We start from the raw sequence: 14,325 nt of genomic DNA, 5'->3' as shown, positions 1-14,325 counted from the left end.
CGGGGACGATGCCGGTACCGTGCGGGGTATCGGGGCGTCTGGTGGCGGCGGTCGCGGCTGTATGATGACCGCATCCTGATGACCCCGAGGATGGAGGAGGCGCCGTGACCTACGTCATCGCTCTGCCGTGTGTCGACGTCAAGGACAAGGCGTGCATCGACGAGTGTCCGGTCGACTGCATCTACGAGGGTGAGCGGATGCTCTACATCCACCCGGACGAGTGCGTCGACTGCGGCGCCTGCGAGCCGGTGTGCCCCGTCGAGGCCATCTACTACGAGGACGACGTGCCGGACAAGTGGTCCGAGTACTACAACGCGAACGTCGAGTTCTTCTCGGAGATCGGCTCGCCCGGCGGCGCCGCCAAGATGGGCCTGATCGAGCACGATCACGACCTCATCAAGTCGCTCCCCGCGCAGAACGGCTGACCGGCCCGATGGGGCTGCGCCCGGGTTCCCTGCCGGACTTCCCGTGGGACTCGCTGGCGCCGTACCGCGCCCGCGCCGCCGCGCATCCCGACGGGCTCGTCGACCTCTCGGTCGGCACCCCGGTCGACCCCACCCCCGCGATCGTGCGCGAGGCGCTCGCGGCCGCCGCGGACGCGCCGGGCTACCCCACCACGCACGGCACGGCCGCGCTGCGCGAGGCGGTGGCCGCGTGGTTCGCGCGGCGTCGCCACGCCCCCGGCGTCGACCCGGCGGCGGTGCTCCCGACCGTGGGCTCCAAGGAGCTCGTGGCGATGCTCCCCGCGTACCTCGGCCTCGGCGAGGGCGACGTGGTGGTGCACCCGCGCGCCGCCTACCCGACGTACGACGTGGGCGCGCGGCTCGCCGGCGCGACGCCGTTGGCGACCGACGACGTCGACGACTGGCGCGGCGACACCTCGGTGCGGCTCGTGTGGGTGAACTCGCCGTCCAACCCGACCGGCGCTGTGGCCGGCGCCTCGCACCTCGCCGAGGTGGTCGCCGCCGCGCGCGAGATCGGCGCGCTGGTCGCCTCCGACGAGTGCTACGCGGAGCTCGCGTGGACCTCCGACCCGGTGCCCTCGATCCTCGACCCCGCCGTCTGCGGCTCGTCGCACGAGGGCGTGCTGGCGGTCTACTCGCTGTCGAAGCAGTCGAACCTCGCGGGATACCGCGCCGCCTTCGCGGCCGGCGATCCCGCGGTGGTGACCGCGCTGCTCGAGGTGCGCAAGCACGCCGGCATGATCATGCCGGCGCCCGTGCAGGCGGCCATGACCGTGGCCCTGGGCGACGACGCGCACGTCGCCGAGCAGAAGGAGCGCTACCGGCGCCGGCGCGACCTGCTGAAGCCCGCGGTCGAGGCGGCCGGCTTCCGCGTGGACCATTCGACGGCAGGCCTGTACCTGTGGGCCACCCGCGACGAGGATTGCTGGCAGACCCTGGACTTCCTGGCGGAACACGGCATACTGGCGGCTCCGGGTGCCTTCTACGGCGAGGCCGCGAGGCGGCACGTCCGCATCGCGCTCACCGCCAGTGATTCGGGAGTCGCCTCCGCTTCTAGTAGGCTCGCAAACGATCGGTAAACCGACGCTCAAGAACGGCGATCGGGTGCGTTTTTCGAAGGGGAGAATATGGCACACGTGGTAGACGCAAGGCTCACTGTCGACGGCAGCACGCGCGAGCTTCCCATCGAGCGCGCGACCGTGGGCAACGACGGCGTCTCCGTGGCCACCCTCCTCCGCGACACCGGGCTGGTGACCGTCGACCCGGGCTTCATGAACACCGCCTCGTGCGAGTCCTCGATCACGTACATCGACGGCGACGCCGGCATCCTCCGCTACCGCGGCTACCCGATCGAGCAGCTCGCCGAGAACTCGACGTTCCTCGAGGTCGCCTACCTGCTCATCCACGGCGAGCTGCCGACCCAGGACCAGCTGACGGCTCTCAACAACCGCGTCGCGCGCCACATGCACGTCCACGAGGGCATCAAGACCTTCCTCGGGGCCTTCCCGCGCGACGCCCACCCGATGGCCGTGCTGTCGGGCGCGATCAGCGCGCTGAGCACGTTCTACCCGGAGTCCGTCGGTCGCAGCCCCGAGCAGATCGAGCTCGCGACGGTCCTGCTGCTCGCGAAGTCGGCGACCGTGATCGCCTACCTCCAGCGCCGCGCCGGCGGCGGGGACCTCATCGAGCCGCGCCGCGGCGGCCACTACGTCGACGAGTTCATGCGCATCGCCTTCTCCCCGGAGTCGGGCGAGATCGAGATCGACCCCGCGGTGCGCCGCGCCGTCGACCTGCTGCTGATCCTGCACGGCGACCATGAGCAGAACTGCTCGACCTCGACCGTGCGCATCGTCGGCTCGTCGCACGCCAACATCTACGCCTCGGTCGCGGCCGGCGTCGGCGCGCTCTCGGGCCCACTCCATGGCGGCGCGAACGAGGCGGCGCTGCGCATGTTCGACCAGATCAAGGAGTCGGGCGACACCATCGAGCAGTTCGTGGCCAAGGTCAAGGACAAGGCCGAGGGCGCCCGCCTCATGGGCTTCGGCCACCGCGTCTACAAGTCCTACGACCCGCGCGGCGCCGTGGTGAAGAAGACCGCGGACAAGCTGCTGACCCAGCTCGGCGGCTCCGACGAGACGTTCCAGATGGCGCAGCGGCTCGAGGAGATCGCGCTGTCCGACGACTACTTCATCGAGCGCAAGCTCTACCCGAACGTGGACTTCTACACGGGCCTGCTGTACTCGGCGATGGGGTTCCCGACGGCGATGTTCACCCCGCTGTTCGCCCTGGGCCGGATGCCCGGCTGGATCGCCCACTACCGCGAGATGCTCAACGACCCGCGCACCAAGATCGGCCGCCCGCGCCAGATCTACACGGGCGAGGTCGAGCGCGACTACGTGAGCCTCGAGGACCGCTGACCTGCACGTCGCGCCGTCCCGTGTCACTGTGGAGGGGAGTCCCCTCCGACGCGAGGAGCGTGACATGGACGTCGATGACGCTGCTCTCCGGCGCGAGGCGAAGCGCCGGGTGGAGGCCCGCAACGGCTTCTACTGGTTCCTGGTCGTGTGCGTGGTCCTGTGGGCCATGTTCATCCTCATCTGGTGGATGAACGGGCGCGGCTACTTCTGGCCGGCCTGGCCCATCCTCGGCATGGGCATCGGTCTCGCCTTCTCCGCGGCCGCCGCGTTCCTGCCGGGCGCGGGCCGTCCCAGCGAGGAGCGGATCGAGCGCGAGTACCGCAAGATGAAGGGCGAGCTGGGCGGGTCCTGACGCGCCTCAGCCGGGCGGCGTCTCCAGCGTGAGCCGGATCGCCGCTCCGATCGCGCCCGCCGGGGCGTCCACCGGCCCGAGACCGTCCGCCGCGGTCCATCCCTCGCCGCCGACGGAGACGGCGGCCACGGACTCCTCCGCCGCCACCGCGACGGCCCAGGACGCGAGGGCGTCCCGTGCCGCCGCATCGTCCACCGTGGGCGCGACGTCGAGCCAGACGTCGTCGTCGGTCGCGTCGAGCACCCGCACCGCGTAGACGTCCTCGCCGAAGTCGGCGTCGATGCGGTCGGCGAAGTCCTGAGGCGTGGTGCCGTCGCCCTCGCCGACGTCGCAGGTGACGGAGACGCCGCCGGTCTGGCCGCGGAGCGCCGACGCCCACATCCGGCCGAGCGTCTCCCAGCGCGCGTAGGCGTCGGGGAAGGCCGACCGCTGGACGCGCTGGGCGGCGACCGTGACCTCCATGTCCTGCCAGCCGTCGACGCGCACCAGCGAGTCGAGGAACCTGCCGGTGGCGTAGTACGGGTCCTGCACCTCGGCCTCGGTGCCCCAGCCCTGCGAGGGCCGCTGCTGGAACAGGCCGAGCGAGTCGCGGTCGCCGTAGTCGAGGTTGCGCAGCGAGGACTCCTGCATCGCGGTCGCGAGGGCGATCGTGGTCGCGCGCGCGGGCAGGTCGCGCCCCTCGGAGACCGCGGCGATCAGCGCGGCGTAGCCGGCCTGCTCGGCGGTCAGGGTCGAGGTCGACTCGCCGAGCACCGCGCTGCAGCGGAAGGTCGGCGGCTCCGCGGGCCGCTGCTCGGACCAGAGGTAGAGGCCTGCCGCGGCGCCCCCCGCGGCCGCGACCAGCACCCCGAACGCCGCCGCGGTACGACCGCGGGACACGTCAGTTCGCGTGCAGCGCGGCGTTGAGCTCGACGCCCTTGCCCTGGCGCTGCACCGCCTCGAGCGCGCCCGAGACGGAGTTGCGGCGGAACAGGATGCCGTCCTGGCCGGCGAGCTCGCGCGCCTTGACGTAGCGCGGGTTCCCGTCGTCGTCGGTCTGGCCCACGAGGAGCACCTTGGAGCCGGCGGTCACGTAGAGCCCGGCCTCGACGATGCAGTCGTCGCCCAGCGGGATGCCGAGACCCGAGTTGGCGCCCAGCAGCGAGTTCCGGCCGATCGAGATGATCTCCTTGCCGCCGCCCGACAGGGTGCCCATGATCGAGGCGCCGCCGCCGACGTCGGAACCGTCGCCCACGACCACGCCGGCCGAGATGCGGCCCTCGACCATCGAGTGGCCGAGCGTGCCGGCGTTGAAGTTACAGAAGCCCTCGTGCATGACGGTGGTGCCCTCCGCGAGGTGCGCGCCCAGGCGCACGCGGTCGGAGTCCGCGATGCGCACGCCCGACGGGACCACGTAGTCGACCATGCGCGGGAACTTGTCGACGCCGTAGACGGTCAGCTGCTTCCCGAACGCGCGGTAGCGCAGGCGGACCTGCTCGAAGCCCTCGATGGCGCAGGGGCCGTCGGAGGTCCACACGACGTTGGTCAGGGCACCGAACACGCCGTCGAGGTTGAGCCCGTGAGGCTGGACCAGGCGGTGGCTGAGCAGGTGGAGGCGGAGGTAGGCGTCCTCGACCGAGGCGGGCGCCTCGTCCAGGTCGATCACGGTCTTCACCAGCCGGATCTGGACGTCGCGGAGGTCGTCGGTGCGCTCGGCCGCCTTGAGCTGGGCGGGCGCCGTCGCGCGGGCCTTCGGTTCGCCGAGGGCGGGGGAGGGGTACCAGGTGTCGAGCACCGTCCCGTTGTTGTCGATGGTCGCGAGGCCGAATCCGAAGGCGGGTCGAGTCATGGCCACCAGGGTAGTTCAGCCCGCCCGGCCGTGTTTCCGATCACTGCGCACGGATCTCGGGGCGACACGCCGCGGTGGGAGCGGTCTCCGACGGCGACACGCCGTCGACCCGGGACGGACTCCGTGCGGAGTGTCCGGCGGGGGTGGGTCGAGGCGGGGAGGGGACGATGCCCTGATTAGGCTGGCACCATGACGCACCTGGACCTGAGCGCCCCCGTCGAGGAGCTGGCCAAGGCGCTCGTCGACATCCCCTCCGTCTCCGGCAACGAGGACCGCATCGCGGATGCGGTCGAGGAGGCGCTGCGCGGCTGCGCGCACCTCGAGGTGATCCGCGAGGGCAACGCGATCGTCGCGCGGACGGCGCTCGGCCGGGCCGAGCGCGTCGCGATCGCCGGTCACCTCGACACCGTCCCCATCAAGGGCAACGTCCCCGGCTGGTGGACCGAGGACGGCGAGCTCGCAGGGCGCGGCTCCGTCGACATGAAGGCGGGGGTGGCCGTGCAGCTGTCCCTGGCCGCGGCGGTCGCCGCGCCGTCCCGCGACATCACGTGGATCTTCTACGACCAGGAGGAGGTCGAGGCCGACCGCAACGGCCTGGGCCGCCTGGTGCGCGAGCGCCCCGAGCTGGTCGAGGCGGACTTCGCGGTGCTGTGCGAGCCCACGGAGGGCGTGATCGAGGGCGGCTGCAACGGGACGATGCGCGCGGAGGTCCGCATCAACGGCCGTGCCGCGCACTCCGCCCGCGCGTGGAAGGGCGTCAACGCCGTGCACCGCGCCGCCCCCCTGCTCTCGGCGCTCGCCGCGCGTCCCGCCGAGGCTTTCGTGGTCGACGGGCTCGAGTACCGGGAGGGCCTCAGCGCCGTGCGCATCGCGGGCGGGATCGCGGGCAACGTGATCCCGGACGCGTGCGTGGTGACGGTGAACTACCGCTTCGCCCCGTGCTGGACGCTCGGCGAGGCGCAGGCGCGCCTCGAGGAGTTCGTCGCCTCCAGCGGCCTCGACGACTACGAGCTGGTCTACACCGACCTGTCGGGCCCGGCCCGGCCCGGCCTCGACGCCGCGCTCGCCGCCTCGTTCGTCGAGTCCGTCGCCTCGACCGGGGTCGCGGCGCCCCGGGCGAAGCAGGGCTGGACCGACGTGGCGCGCTTCGGCGAGCTCGGTGTGCCCGCCGTCAACTACGGCCCCGGAGACCCCGAGCTCGCGCACGCCGACGACGAACGCTGCCCGGCCGATCAGATCCGGCTGTGCCGCGCGGGCCTGGAGGCCTGGCTCACCGCGTGACCCGACCCCGACAAGGAGCGACATGAAGGAGTACCGCAAGGGACCCGTGCTGCTGCGCGGCCGCAACGTCCCCACCACCTCCACCGCGGGCCACCTGCTCGACTCGCAGCGGGACATCGACTGGCTGCACGGCGACCCGTGGCGGGTGATGCGCATCCAGTCCGAGTTCGTCGAGGGCTTCGGCGCGCTCGCGGAGATCGGCAACGCGATCACGGTGTACGGCTCGGCGAGGTCCGCGCCGGACTCGCCCGAGTACCGCGCCGGCGTCGAGGTCGGACGCCTGCTGGTCGAGGCCGGCTACGCGGTCATCACCGGGGGAGGCCCGGGCTGCATGGAGGCCGCGAACAAGGGCGCCGCGGATGCCGGCGGCATCTCCGTGGGCCTGGGCATCGAGCTGCCGTTCGAGCAGGGTGTCAACGAGTACGTCAACCTCGGCATCAACTTCCGCTACTTCTTCGCCCGCAAGACCATGTTCGTGAAGTACGCCCAGGGCTTCATCGCGCTGCCCGGCGGCTTCGGGACGCTCGACGAGCTGTTCGAGTCGCTGACGCTGGTGCAGACCAGGACGGTGCAACGCTTCCCGATCGTGCTGCTCGGCAGCGACTACTGGGGCGGGCTGGTCGGATGGCTGCGCGACACGATGGCGGCGGAGGGCAAGATCTCCGAGGCCGACCTCGACCTCATCCGGGTCACCGACGACCCGCTCGAGGCCGTCGAGCACGTCGTCTCCCTCACCCGCGACAACCCCTGACGTTCTCGTCACGGCGATTTTGGGCACGCTCCCGGCGCGGCGTAGAATTGCACAAGCGTCGCGAGGGGCGGCGCACTTTCCACGCGAGGAGACCCACACGATGGCTGCAATGAAGCCCCGCACCGGTGACGGCCCCATGGAGGTCGTGAAGGAGGGCCGCAGCTACGTGATGCGGGTCCCGCTCGAGGGCGGCGGTCGTCTCGTGGTCGAGATCACGGCGGACGAGGTCAAGGAGCTCGGCGACGCGCTCCACGGCGCCCTCCAGTAGTCGGGCGCCTCAGCCCTTCACGGCGGCCAGCAGGCCGTCGCCTGCGGTGAGCAGGGCGGTGGTGAGCCGCTCGTCCTCCCGCACCGTGCGCAGCGTCTCGCGCACCGCCGTCGTGTCCTGGTCGCGCTGCGCGGGGTCCGCGACGCGGCCGTGCCACAGCGCGTTGTCCATGAGCAGCAGCCCGCCCGGCTTGAGCAGCCGCATCGCGTGCTCGAGGTACGCGGGGTACTCGGACTTCCGGGCGTCGATGAAGACGATGTCGTAGCCGGCGTCCGTCAGGCGCGGCAGCACGTCGAGAGCGCGGCCGGTGATCAGCCGCGCCCGCTCGGGTGCGAATCCCGCGGCCGTGAGGGTCCGTCGCGCCGCCTTGTGGTGCTCCGGCTCGACGTCGATGCTCGTCACGACCCCGGTGGGGGCCATGCCTCGCAGCAGGTAGGTGGTCGACACCGCGGCCCCGGTGCCGATCTCGACCGCCGTCGCCGCCCGCATCGTCCGGGCGAGGACCTGCATCGCCCGCCCGGCGCCGGGGAGCACGGGCGCGCAGCCCAGCTCGTCGGCGACGTCGCGCGCCTCGAGGAGCACGCGGTCCTCCGCGATGAAGTCCTCCGCGTACGCCCAGTTCGCTGCCTCGATGCTCATCGGACCTCCCGTTCCGGGACCAGCGTATCGGGGGTCTCAGGCAACTCTCAGGAGGCGGTGGGAACATGGAAGGGCGTCGACCCGTTGAGCGAGACAAGAGGAGGGCTCAGATGACCGGAACGGAAGCGATCGAGGTCGCCGAGATCGCCCCTGCCGCCGCGCCCGAGCTGACCTGGGAGAGCATCGTCGAGCAGCACTCCGGGCGGGTCTACCGCCTGGCGTACCACCTGACGGGAAACCAGCACGATGCCGAGGACCTCACGCAGGACGTGTTCGTCCGCGTCTTCAACTCGCTGTCGCAGTACAAGCCCGGCACGTTCGAGGGCTGGTTGCACCGCATCACCACCAACCTGTTCCTCGACCGCATGCGCCGCAAGAAGCGCATCCGCTTCGACTTCATGGCCGACGACGACGCGACCGTCGCGACGTCGGACAGCTTCGACCGTCACGAGCGCTCCGGCCAGCCCGAGGACGCCTTCGACATGTCGAACCTGGGCGATGACATCATCGCGGCGCTCGCCGACCTGCCGCCCGAGTACCGCGCGGCCGTGGTCCTGAGCGACATCGAGGGCCTGTCGTACGAGGAGATCGCCGCCACGCTCGGCATCAAGATGGGCACGGTGCGCTCGCGCCTCTCGCGCGCCCGCGCCCGGCTGCGCGAGTCGCTCGCCCACCGCGCCCCCGCGAGGAGCGCCGTGTGACGGCCAAGCACCTGGGCGAGCGAGTCCACGACCTGCTCGACAACAGGCTCCCCGCCGCTGCGGCGGCGGAGGCGATGGCGCACCTCTCGGGGTGCGAGGAGTGCACCACCCGCTGGAACGAGCTGCGTACCGCCCGTGAGGCGCTGAACTCCTCCGAGTGCGGGATCGACATGGCGTTCGCGCGGCAGCTGCTGGACCGCGAGCGGATGCAGCAGATGGCGCAGCAGGAGCCGGCCGGCGCCGCGCGTGCCGCCCGCGGTCGTGACCGCCGGCCCGTCGTGCTGACCATGTCCCTCGCGATGCTGCTCGTCGCGGTGCTCGGCGCCGCGTACGTGGCCGGTGCACCGCAGGACGTGACGACCGAGCTCTCCGCCTCGTCCGAGGACGGATCGGTCAGCGTCACCCAGGTCGACCGGGCGACGATGCTCTCCGGCGACGGCGTCGACGGCTGGCTCCAGCCCGAGTGGGAGGACTCGGGCCTCGTCCCCGTGGGCGGGGGCGAGAAGGTGACGGAGTCCGGCATCACCTACTTCGCGGCCGCGCTCCTGGCCGGCTCCACCAGCGTCCAGGTGGTCGAGTTCGCGGGTCGTCTCAACCCCGCCTCCGTCGTCGGCGCGCCGGTGCTGGAGCTGGACGGCATCGACGCCTACGTGATCGGATCCACCCCCACTCGCATCGTATGGCAGGCGGGCGAGCATGTGGTGTTCCTGACGTGCCACTGCACCGAGGGGACCCTGCAGGAGGTCGCGATCGCGTTCCCCCAGGACGGCGAGCCCGGTGCCGCCGACCAGATCATGTCCGGCCTGGGCGTCTTCGTCGACGCCCTCACCGGCAAGTAGCCCCAAGGGAAGTAGAGATGAACGACAGCCCCTTCGCGCCTCCGCGCGGAACGAACGGCTCCGGCGAGGAGTCTGCCACCCCCGCCGAGACCCCTCGCGACGGCCTCGAGAAGACGGTCGAGCTCGACCGGGAGGCGCGTGCGCAGGCATCCGCGCCCGCGACCAACGCCACCGTCGAGCTCCCGCCGAGCCCCTCCTACCCGCCGGCGGAGCCCGTCATGGCCGTTCCCTCGGCGCCGGCCGCGGCGGCGACCCCCGCGCCCGCCCCGCATCGTCCCGACTTCTCCGCGTGGAGCACTCCTGCGGCGCCCGCATCGGACCCCTTCCTCCCGCCGACCGAGCCCCCGGCCGGCTCCGCCCAGGCGGCGGCCGCGCCCCAGCCGGGCCGGCTCCGCCGCTCCACCGTCGCGCTGATCGCCGCGGGTGCCCTGGTGCTCGGCGGCGCCGCCGGGTTCGGCGGTGCCTGGGCCTACCAGGAGACCCTCGGTGGCGCGGCCGCGACCACCACGTCGGCGGGCACGGCCTCGACGCTCCCGACGTCGTCGAGCTCGACCATCTCCAGCACCGACGAGAACACGGTGGCCGCGATCGCCGCGGCGGTGATGCCGTCGGTCGTGTCGATCGAGATGCTCGAGAACGGCCAGGTCGCGTCCGAGGGCTCCGGCTTCGTCATCCGCGAGGACGGCTACATCCTGACCAACAACCACGTGGTCGCGGACGCCGCGAGCGGCGCCACGGTCAACGTGGTGATGAGCGACGGCACCGAGCACACCGCCACGGTGGTGGGCTCGACGGCCGACTACGACCTCGCCGTCATCAAGATCGACCTGACCGGCCTGACCCCGCTCGTGCTCGGCGACTCCGACGCGCTCGTGGTCGGTGACGACGTCATCGCGGTCGGCTCCCCGCTGGGCCTCGAGTCCACGGTCACCACCGGCATCGTCTCGGCGCTGCACCGCCCCGTCACGGCCGGCGACACGAGCTCGAGCGCGTACATCGACGCGATCCAGACCGATGCCGCGATCAACCCGGGCAACTCGGGCGGCCCGTTGATCAACTCCGCCGGCGAGGTCATCGGCATCAACTCCGCGATCGCGTCCCTGTCCAGCTCGAGCACCGAGCAGGCGGGCTCCGTGGGCCTCGGGTTCGCGATCCCGTCCAACCAGGCGCGCCGCACCGCGGAGGAGATCATCGCGACCGGTGAGGCGACGTACCCGGTGATCGGCGTGCAGCTCGACTCGCGCTACACGGGCGAGGGCGTCATGGTGGTCGACTCCGCGGACTCGGCGAACGCCGTGGTCGCCGGCGGTCCCGCCGACCTCGCGGGCATCGAGCCCGGCGACATCATCACCGCGATCGACGGCCGCGTGGTCACCCGCGGCGACGAGCTCGTGGTGGCCATCCGCGCGAAGGCGCCCGGCGACACCGTGGTGCTGACCGTCGAGCGCGACGGCTCGACACAGGACATCGCGGTCACCCTGACGGCCAACACGCAGGTGTCCTACGGCGACGACGACTCGGGCGGATCGTCCGACAGCTCGGAGGATTCTGGCGGATCTCTGCCCGACCCGTCAGAATAGGCCGCATGCTGGACATCAACGGCGGCGAGCTCCTCATCCTCGTCCTGGTCGCGATCGTCGTGATCGGGCCCGAGCGGATGCCGGAGTACGCGCGTCAGCTGCGGGAGTGGGTGCTGCGCGGCCGCGACCTGCTGCGCGACTCCAAGGCCTCGGTGAAGGCGGAGATCGGCGACGACGTCGACTGGTCGCAGCTCGACCCGCGCCAGTACGACCCCCGCCGGATCGTCCGCGACGCGCTGTCCGAGCCGTCGTCGCCCGCACCCCGGGCGGCGGCGGCTCCGCGCGCATCGTCCCCCGCGACGCCGGGCAAGGCGCCCTTCGACGCCGACGCGACCTGACGCGACCCGTCCTCCCGGACAGTCGGGTGGGGCAGGGGTGCGGGGGTCGTCCTGAGGTTTGGAACAATGGGCGCATGACCCGCGTGTTCTCGGCCATGCAGCCGACCTCCGACTCCCTCCAGCTCGGCAACTACCTGGGGGCGCTCGTCGAGTGGGTGAAGCTCCAGGAGACCCACGAGGCGATCTACTCGGTGGTGGACCTGCACGCCCTGACGGTCGCCCCGGACCGCGACGTGCTGACGCGGCGCACCCGCGTCACGGCGGCGCAGTTCCTCGCGGCGGGCGTGGACCCGGACCGGTCGCTCCTGTTCGTGCAGTCGCACGTGCCGCAGCACGCCGAGCTCGCCTGGGTGCTGTCGACCTTCACCGGCATGGGCGAGGCCGGCCGGATGACGCAGTTCAAGGACAAGTCCGCGCAGGTGGGGGAGTCGGGCACCAACGTGGGCCTGTTCACGTACCCCGTGCTGATGGCCGCCGACATCCTGCTGTACGACACCAACGTGGTCCCCGTGGGCGAGGACCAGCGCCAGCACCTCGAGCTGTCGCGCGACCTCGCGCAGCGGCTCAACACGCGGCTCGGCGAGGGCACCGTGGTGGTGCCGGAGCCGCACATCGTGAAGGCGACGGCGAAGATCTTCGACCTGCAGGAGCCCACCAAGAAGATGTCCAAGTCGTTCTCCGGGCCCAAGGGTCTCATCGAGATCCTCGACGACCCGAAGAAGGTCGCGAAGAACATCAAGGCCGCCGCGACGGACTCGGACACCGTGATCCGCTTCGATCCCGAGGGCAAGCCAGGTGTCTCGAACCTGCTCACCATCTACTCGGCGTTCTCGGGACGGGCCATCGATCAGATCGTCGCCGACTACGAGGGCAAGATGTACGGCCACCTCAAGGTCGACCTCGCCGAGATCGTGGTCGACTACCTGACGCCCATCCGTGACCGCGCCATGGAATGGATCGAGTCGCCCGAGCGGTTGGACGAGGTGCTGGCCCAGGGCGCGTCGAAGGCATCCGCCATCGCGCAGGTGACCCTGGACCGGATCTACGATCGACTGGGGCTGCTGCCGCCGCTCCATCGCTAAGGAGGGGCATGTCGGGCGAGGACACGGATCTCAAGGAGAGGGCCGGCGAGCTCGTCTCGCAGGGCAAGATGCTCAAGGGGCGCTGGGACCGGTCCTCCTGGGGGCGCGCCGCGACCCGCTTCACCACCCAGAACGGCATGGTGCTGTCCGCGGGGATCGCCTACTTCTCCCTGACCTCCGTCGCCGCCGGCCTGGTCATCGCGACCACCGTCGCGACCGTGTTCGTCGCGAGCAACCAGGAGCTGCGCACCTCGATGGTCGAGTACCTGGGCGAGGTGGTCCCGGGCCTGATCAAGACGGACGACACCGCCGGCTTGATCGACCCCGCCTCGCTCGGCTCGTCGACCGCCACGGGCGTGTCCGCCGGGCTCGTGGGAATCGTCTCCTTCCTCATCCTCATCAACACCGCCTCGCGCTACGTGCGCGGGCTCCGCACCAGCCTGAGGACGATGCTCGGGCAGGAGGTGTCCTCCCCGGTCAAGGGCAAGCTGCGCGACCTGCTCGCGCTGCTCCTGCTCGTCGTCATCGCGGTCGTCGGGCTCGCGATCCAGGTGGTCGCGTCCAACGCGGCCGAATGGTTCGCGTCGCTTGTCGGGCTGTCGGTGCCCACGTGGGGCATCCGCACCATCGGCGCCTTCGCGGCGCTGATCGCCGACATGCTGTTCGTCGCGCTCGCGATGATCCTGCTGGGCGGCGCGCGCTGGTCCAAGCGGCTCCTGTGGGTGGTGCTTGTCTCCGCGCTCGCGATCGGCATCCTGCGGCAGGCCATCAGCCTGCTGGTGGGCAGCGTCACGGACAACCCCGTGCTCGCGCCGTTCGCGGCGATCTTCACGCTCCTGATCTTCGTCGACTACGTGAACCGCGTGCTGCTGATGTGCGCCGCCTGGCTGGGCGCGCACCATCGCGACGCCAGCACCGGGCGAGTCGTGGCGGGCGACGCCGGCGCGGCCCCGCCCGAGGTGCGCGAGGGCACGCCCGCCGACAGCCCGGTGACCACCGCCCGGTCGACCGTGCGCGACCAGGACAGGCCCTGACGGGGCCGAGCCGCTAGCCTCGCCTCAGGACCCGCGTACCTGGGGGGTGCGTCCCGCACCGCGCGACGGGTCGGCTGGAGGCCGCGATGGCGCTGTCACGACCCGTCATGATCGGTGCCGCCGTCGCGGTGCTCGCCGCGGGCGCGATCGGCACGGTCGCGGTGATCGCCGCGACCCTGCCGACGGAGCCGGTGAGCCGGACCGTCGACGCCTCGGGGACCGCCGAGCTCCCCGGCGGCGCCTGCGTCGACTGGACGCTCCAGGGCACCCTCACGGGAGAGCAGAGCGACATCCCGGCCTGGATGCTGTGGGAGGCCGCGGCGGGCGGGGCGGAGGTCGACGCGGCGCTGAGCGACCCGCAGCTGCTGCTCGACGTGCACGAGGTGTGCGGAGAGGCCGGCGGGACCGCGTCGACCCAGGCCGAGCTCGCGTGGACCGTGTCGCGCTCGTGTGAGGACGCGCTGGCGACCGACGAGTCGGGGACGGTGAGCTGCGCCGGGGACGCGCGGCGGCTGATCGCCTCGGGGCATGCGTCGAGCGACGACGGCGGGGGAGCGATCGGCCAGATCGGGTCGTCGATCCGCGGCGAGGACCTGCCGATCGGGGTGCTCGCCGCCGGCGAGGGCGATCTCTGCTTCGACCTGTTCGTCGCGCTGACCCTCTACCGCGACACGGGCTCGGACACCGTGACGTTCACGGCGACGCCCTGCGCCTAGCAGCGCCGCGACGCCGAAGGGCCGGGGCGCGGCGC

At 71.8% G+C, this 14,325-nt stretch carries 17 protein-coding genes; 14 read left to right on the top strand and 3 right to left on the bottom strand.

Annotated elements, in window-relative coordinates:
• The first annotated feature begins 104 nt into the window (after window positions 1-104).
• The 4 genes from fdxA to QQX13_RS06165 all read left to right on the top strand — a co-directional run bounded on the left by fdxA (window position 105) and on the right by QQX13_RS06165 (window position 3,233).
• The gene (gene fdxA / locus QQX13_RS06180; RefSeq protein ID WP_301118903.1) at window positions 105-425 is read left to right on the top strand and encodes a ferredoxin; all 321 of its coding nucleotides are present in this window, start codon (window positions 105-107) and stop codon (window positions 423-425) included.
• 8 nt (window positions 426-433) lie between these two features.
• Window positions 434-1,543, top strand: a complete 1,110-nt coding sequence (dapC, locus tag QQX13_RS06175) for a succinyldiaminopimelate transaminase (RefSeq protein WP_301118904.1) — start codon at window positions 434-436, stop codon at window positions 1,541-1,543.
• 48 nt (window positions 1,544-1,591) lie between these two features.
• A complete protein-coding gene (locus QQX13_RS06170) occupies window positions 1,592-2,881 on the top strand; it encodes a citrate synthase (RefSeq protein ID WP_301118905.1) in 1,290 nt (429 codons plus the stop codon).
• Window positions 2,882-2,945: 64 nt separating this feature from the next.
• A complete protein-coding gene (locus tag QQX13_RS06165; RefSeq protein ID WP_301118906.1) occupies window positions 2,946-3,233 on the top strand; it encodes a 2TM domain-containing protein in 288 nt (95 codons plus the stop codon).
• 6 nt (window positions 3,234-3,239) lie between these two features.
• Here the strand turns inward: QQX13_RS06165 and QQX13_RS06160 are convergent, their stop codons facing one another.
• Window positions 3,240-4,112, bottom strand: coding sequence for a hypothetical protein (locus QQX13_RS06160; RefSeq protein ID WP_301118907.1), 873 nt, complete (start codon window positions 4,110-4,112; stop codon window positions 3,240-3,242).
• A gap of 1 nt (window position 4,113) precedes the next feature.
• Window positions 4,114-5,061, bottom strand: coding sequence for a 2,3,4,5-tetrahydropyridine-2,6-dicarboxylate N-succinyltransferase (dapD, locus tag QQX13_RS06155; RefSeq protein ID WP_301118908.1), 948 nt, complete (start codon window positions 5,059-5,061; stop codon window positions 4,114-4,116).
• A gap of 189 nt (window positions 5,062-5,250) precedes the next feature.
• Between dapD and dapE the strand changes: the two genes are divergently transcribed.
• The 3 genes from dapE (at window position 5,251) to QQX13_RS06140 (ending at window position 7,361) form a co-directional block, all read left to right on the top strand.
• Window positions 5,251-6,342: a succinyl-diaminopimelate desuccinylase gene (dapE, locus tag QQX13_RS06150; protein WP_301118909.1), complete on the top strand. Its 1,092-nt coding sequence runs from the start codon at window positions 5,251-5,253 to the stop codon at window positions 6,340-6,342.
• A gap of 22 nt (window positions 6,343-6,364) precedes the next feature.
• Complete coding sequence (locus QQX13_RS06145; protein WP_301118910.1) at window positions 6,365-7,093, top strand: LOG family protein; 729 nt, start codon at window positions 6,365-6,367, stop codon at window positions 7,091-7,093.
• 100 nt (window positions 7,094-7,193) lie between these two features.
• A complete protein-coding gene (locus tag QQX13_RS06140) occupies window positions 7,194-7,361 on the top strand; it encodes a DUF3117 domain-containing protein (protein WP_082092235.1) in 168 nt (55 codons plus the stop codon).
• A gap of 9 nt (window positions 7,362-7,370) precedes the next feature.
• Here the strand turns inward: QQX13_RS06140 and QQX13_RS06135 are convergent, their stop codons facing one another.
• On the bottom strand, window positions 7,371-8,000 hold the full coding sequence (locus QQX13_RS06135; protein WP_301118911.1) for an O-methyltransferase: 630 nt from the start codon (window positions 7,998-8,000) through the stop codon (window positions 7,371-7,373).
• Between the two features lie 110 nt (window positions 8,001-8,110).
• On the opposite strand from QQX13_RS06135, the gene sigE reads away from it, so the two are divergent.
• The 7 genes from sigE to QQX13_RS06100 all read left to right on the top strand — a co-directional run bounded on the left by sigE (window position 8,111) and on the right by QQX13_RS06100 (window position 14,290).
• Complete coding sequence (gene sigE / locus QQX13_RS06130; RefSeq protein WP_436968564.1) at window positions 8,111-8,701, top strand: RNA polymerase sigma factor SigE; 591 nt, start codon at window positions 8,111-8,113, stop codon at window positions 8,699-8,701.
• On the top strand, window positions 8,698-9,540 hold the full coding sequence (locus tag QQX13_RS06125; protein WP_301118913.1) for a zf-HC2 domain-containing protein: 843 nt from the start codon (window positions 8,698-8,700) through the stop codon (window positions 9,538-9,540). The genes sigE and QQX13_RS06125 overlap by 4 nt, the downstream gene beginning before the upstream one ends.
• A 17-nt stretch (window positions 9,541-9,557) precedes the next feature.
• A complete protein-coding gene (locus QQX13_RS06120) occupies window positions 9,558-11,120 on the top strand; it encodes a S1C family serine protease (protein ID WP_301118914.1) in 1,563 nt (520 codons plus the stop codon).
• A gap of 5 nt (window positions 11,121-11,125) precedes the next feature.
• Window positions 11,126-11,458, top strand: a complete 333-nt coding sequence (locus QQX13_RS06115; protein ID WP_301118915.1) for a Sec-independent protein translocase subunit TatA/TatB — start codon at window positions 11,126-11,128, stop codon at window positions 11,456-11,458.
• A 74-nt stretch (window positions 11,459-11,532) separates the two neighbouring features.
• Window positions 11,533-12,540, top strand: a complete 1,008-nt coding sequence (gene trpS / locus QQX13_RS06110) for a tryptophan--tRNA ligase (protein ID WP_301118916.1) — start codon at window positions 11,533-11,535, stop codon at window positions 12,538-12,540.
• A gap of 8 nt (window positions 12,541-12,548) precedes the next feature.
• Complete coding sequence (locus QQX13_RS06105) at window positions 12,549-13,574, top strand: YihY/virulence factor BrkB family protein (RefSeq protein ID WP_301118917.1); 1,026 nt, start codon at window positions 12,549-12,551, stop codon at window positions 13,572-13,574.
• Between the two features lie 86 nt (window positions 13,575-13,660).
• Window positions 13,661-14,290, top strand: coding sequence for a hypothetical protein (locus tag QQX13_RS06100; RefSeq protein ID WP_301118918.1), 630 nt, complete (start codon window positions 13,661-13,663; stop codon window positions 14,288-14,290).
• Window positions 14,291-14,325 lie beyond the last annotated feature (35 nt).

The sequence above is a fragment of the Demequina lignilytica genome, assembly GCF_030418375.1.
Taxonomy (GTDB): Bacteria; Actinomycetota; Actinomycetes; order Actinomycetales; family Demequinaceae; genus Demequina; species Demequina lignilytica.
The sequence above is the reverse complement of the archived record's forward strand: the minus strand, read 5'-3'. Positions and strand labels throughout refer to the sequence as shown.

Bases quoted from the DNA above. Each gene is read 5' to 3' on its own strand.
- dapC (WP_301118904.1), top strand. From the start codon at position 434: ATGGGGCTGCGCCCGGGTTCCCTGCCGGACTTCCCGTGGGACTCGCTG.
- QQX13_RS06170 (WP_301118905.1), top strand. From the start codon at position 1,592: ATGGCACACGTGGTAGACGCAAGGCTCACTGTCGACGGCAGCACGCGC.
- QQX13_RS06165 (WP_301118906.1), top strand. From the start codon at position 2,946: ATGGACGTCGATGACGCTGCTCTCCGGCGCGAGGCGAAGCGCCGGGTG.
- dapD (WP_301118908.1), bottom strand. From the start codon at position 5,061: ATGACTCGACCCGCCTTCGGATTCGGCCTCGCGACCATCGACAACAAC.
- dapE (WP_301118909.1), top strand. From the start codon at position 5,251: ATGACGCACCTGGACCTGAGCGCCCCCGTCGAGGAGCTGGCCAAGGCG.
- QQX13_RS06145 (WP_301118910.1), top strand. From the start codon at position 6,365: ATGAAGGAGTACCGCAAGGGACCCGTGCTGCTGCGCGGCCGCAACGTC.
- QQX13_RS06140 (WP_082092235.1), top strand. From the start codon at position 7,194: ATGGCTGCAATGAAGCCCCGCACCGGTGACGGCCCCATGGAGGTCGTG.
- QQX13_RS06135 (WP_301118911.1), bottom strand. From the start codon at position 8,000: ATGAGCATCGAGGCAGCGAACTGGGCGTACGCGGAGGACTTCATCGCG.
- sigE (WP_436968564.1), top strand. From the start codon at position 8,111: ATGACCGGAACGGAAGCGATCGAGGTCGCCGAGATCGCCCCTGCCGCC.
- QQX13_RS06120 (WP_301118914.1), top strand. From the start codon at position 9,558: ATGAACGACAGCCCCTTCGCGCCTCCGCGCGGAACGAACGGCTCCGGC.
- QQX13_RS06115 (WP_301118915.1), top strand. From the start codon at position 11,126: ATGCTGGACATCAACGGCGGCGAGCTCCTCATCCTCGTCCTGGTCGCG.
- trpS (WP_301118916.1), top strand. From the start codon at position 11,533: ATGACCCGCGTGTTCTCGGCCATGCAGCCGACCTCCGACTCCCTCCAG.
- QQX13_RS06105 (WP_301118917.1), top strand. From the start codon at position 12,549: ATGTCGGGCGAGGACACGGATCTCAAGGAGAGGGCCGGCGAGCTCGTC.
- QQX13_RS06100 (WP_301118918.1), top strand. From the start codon at position 13,661: ATGGCGCTGTCACGACCCGTCATGATCGGTGCCGCCGTCGCGGTGCTC.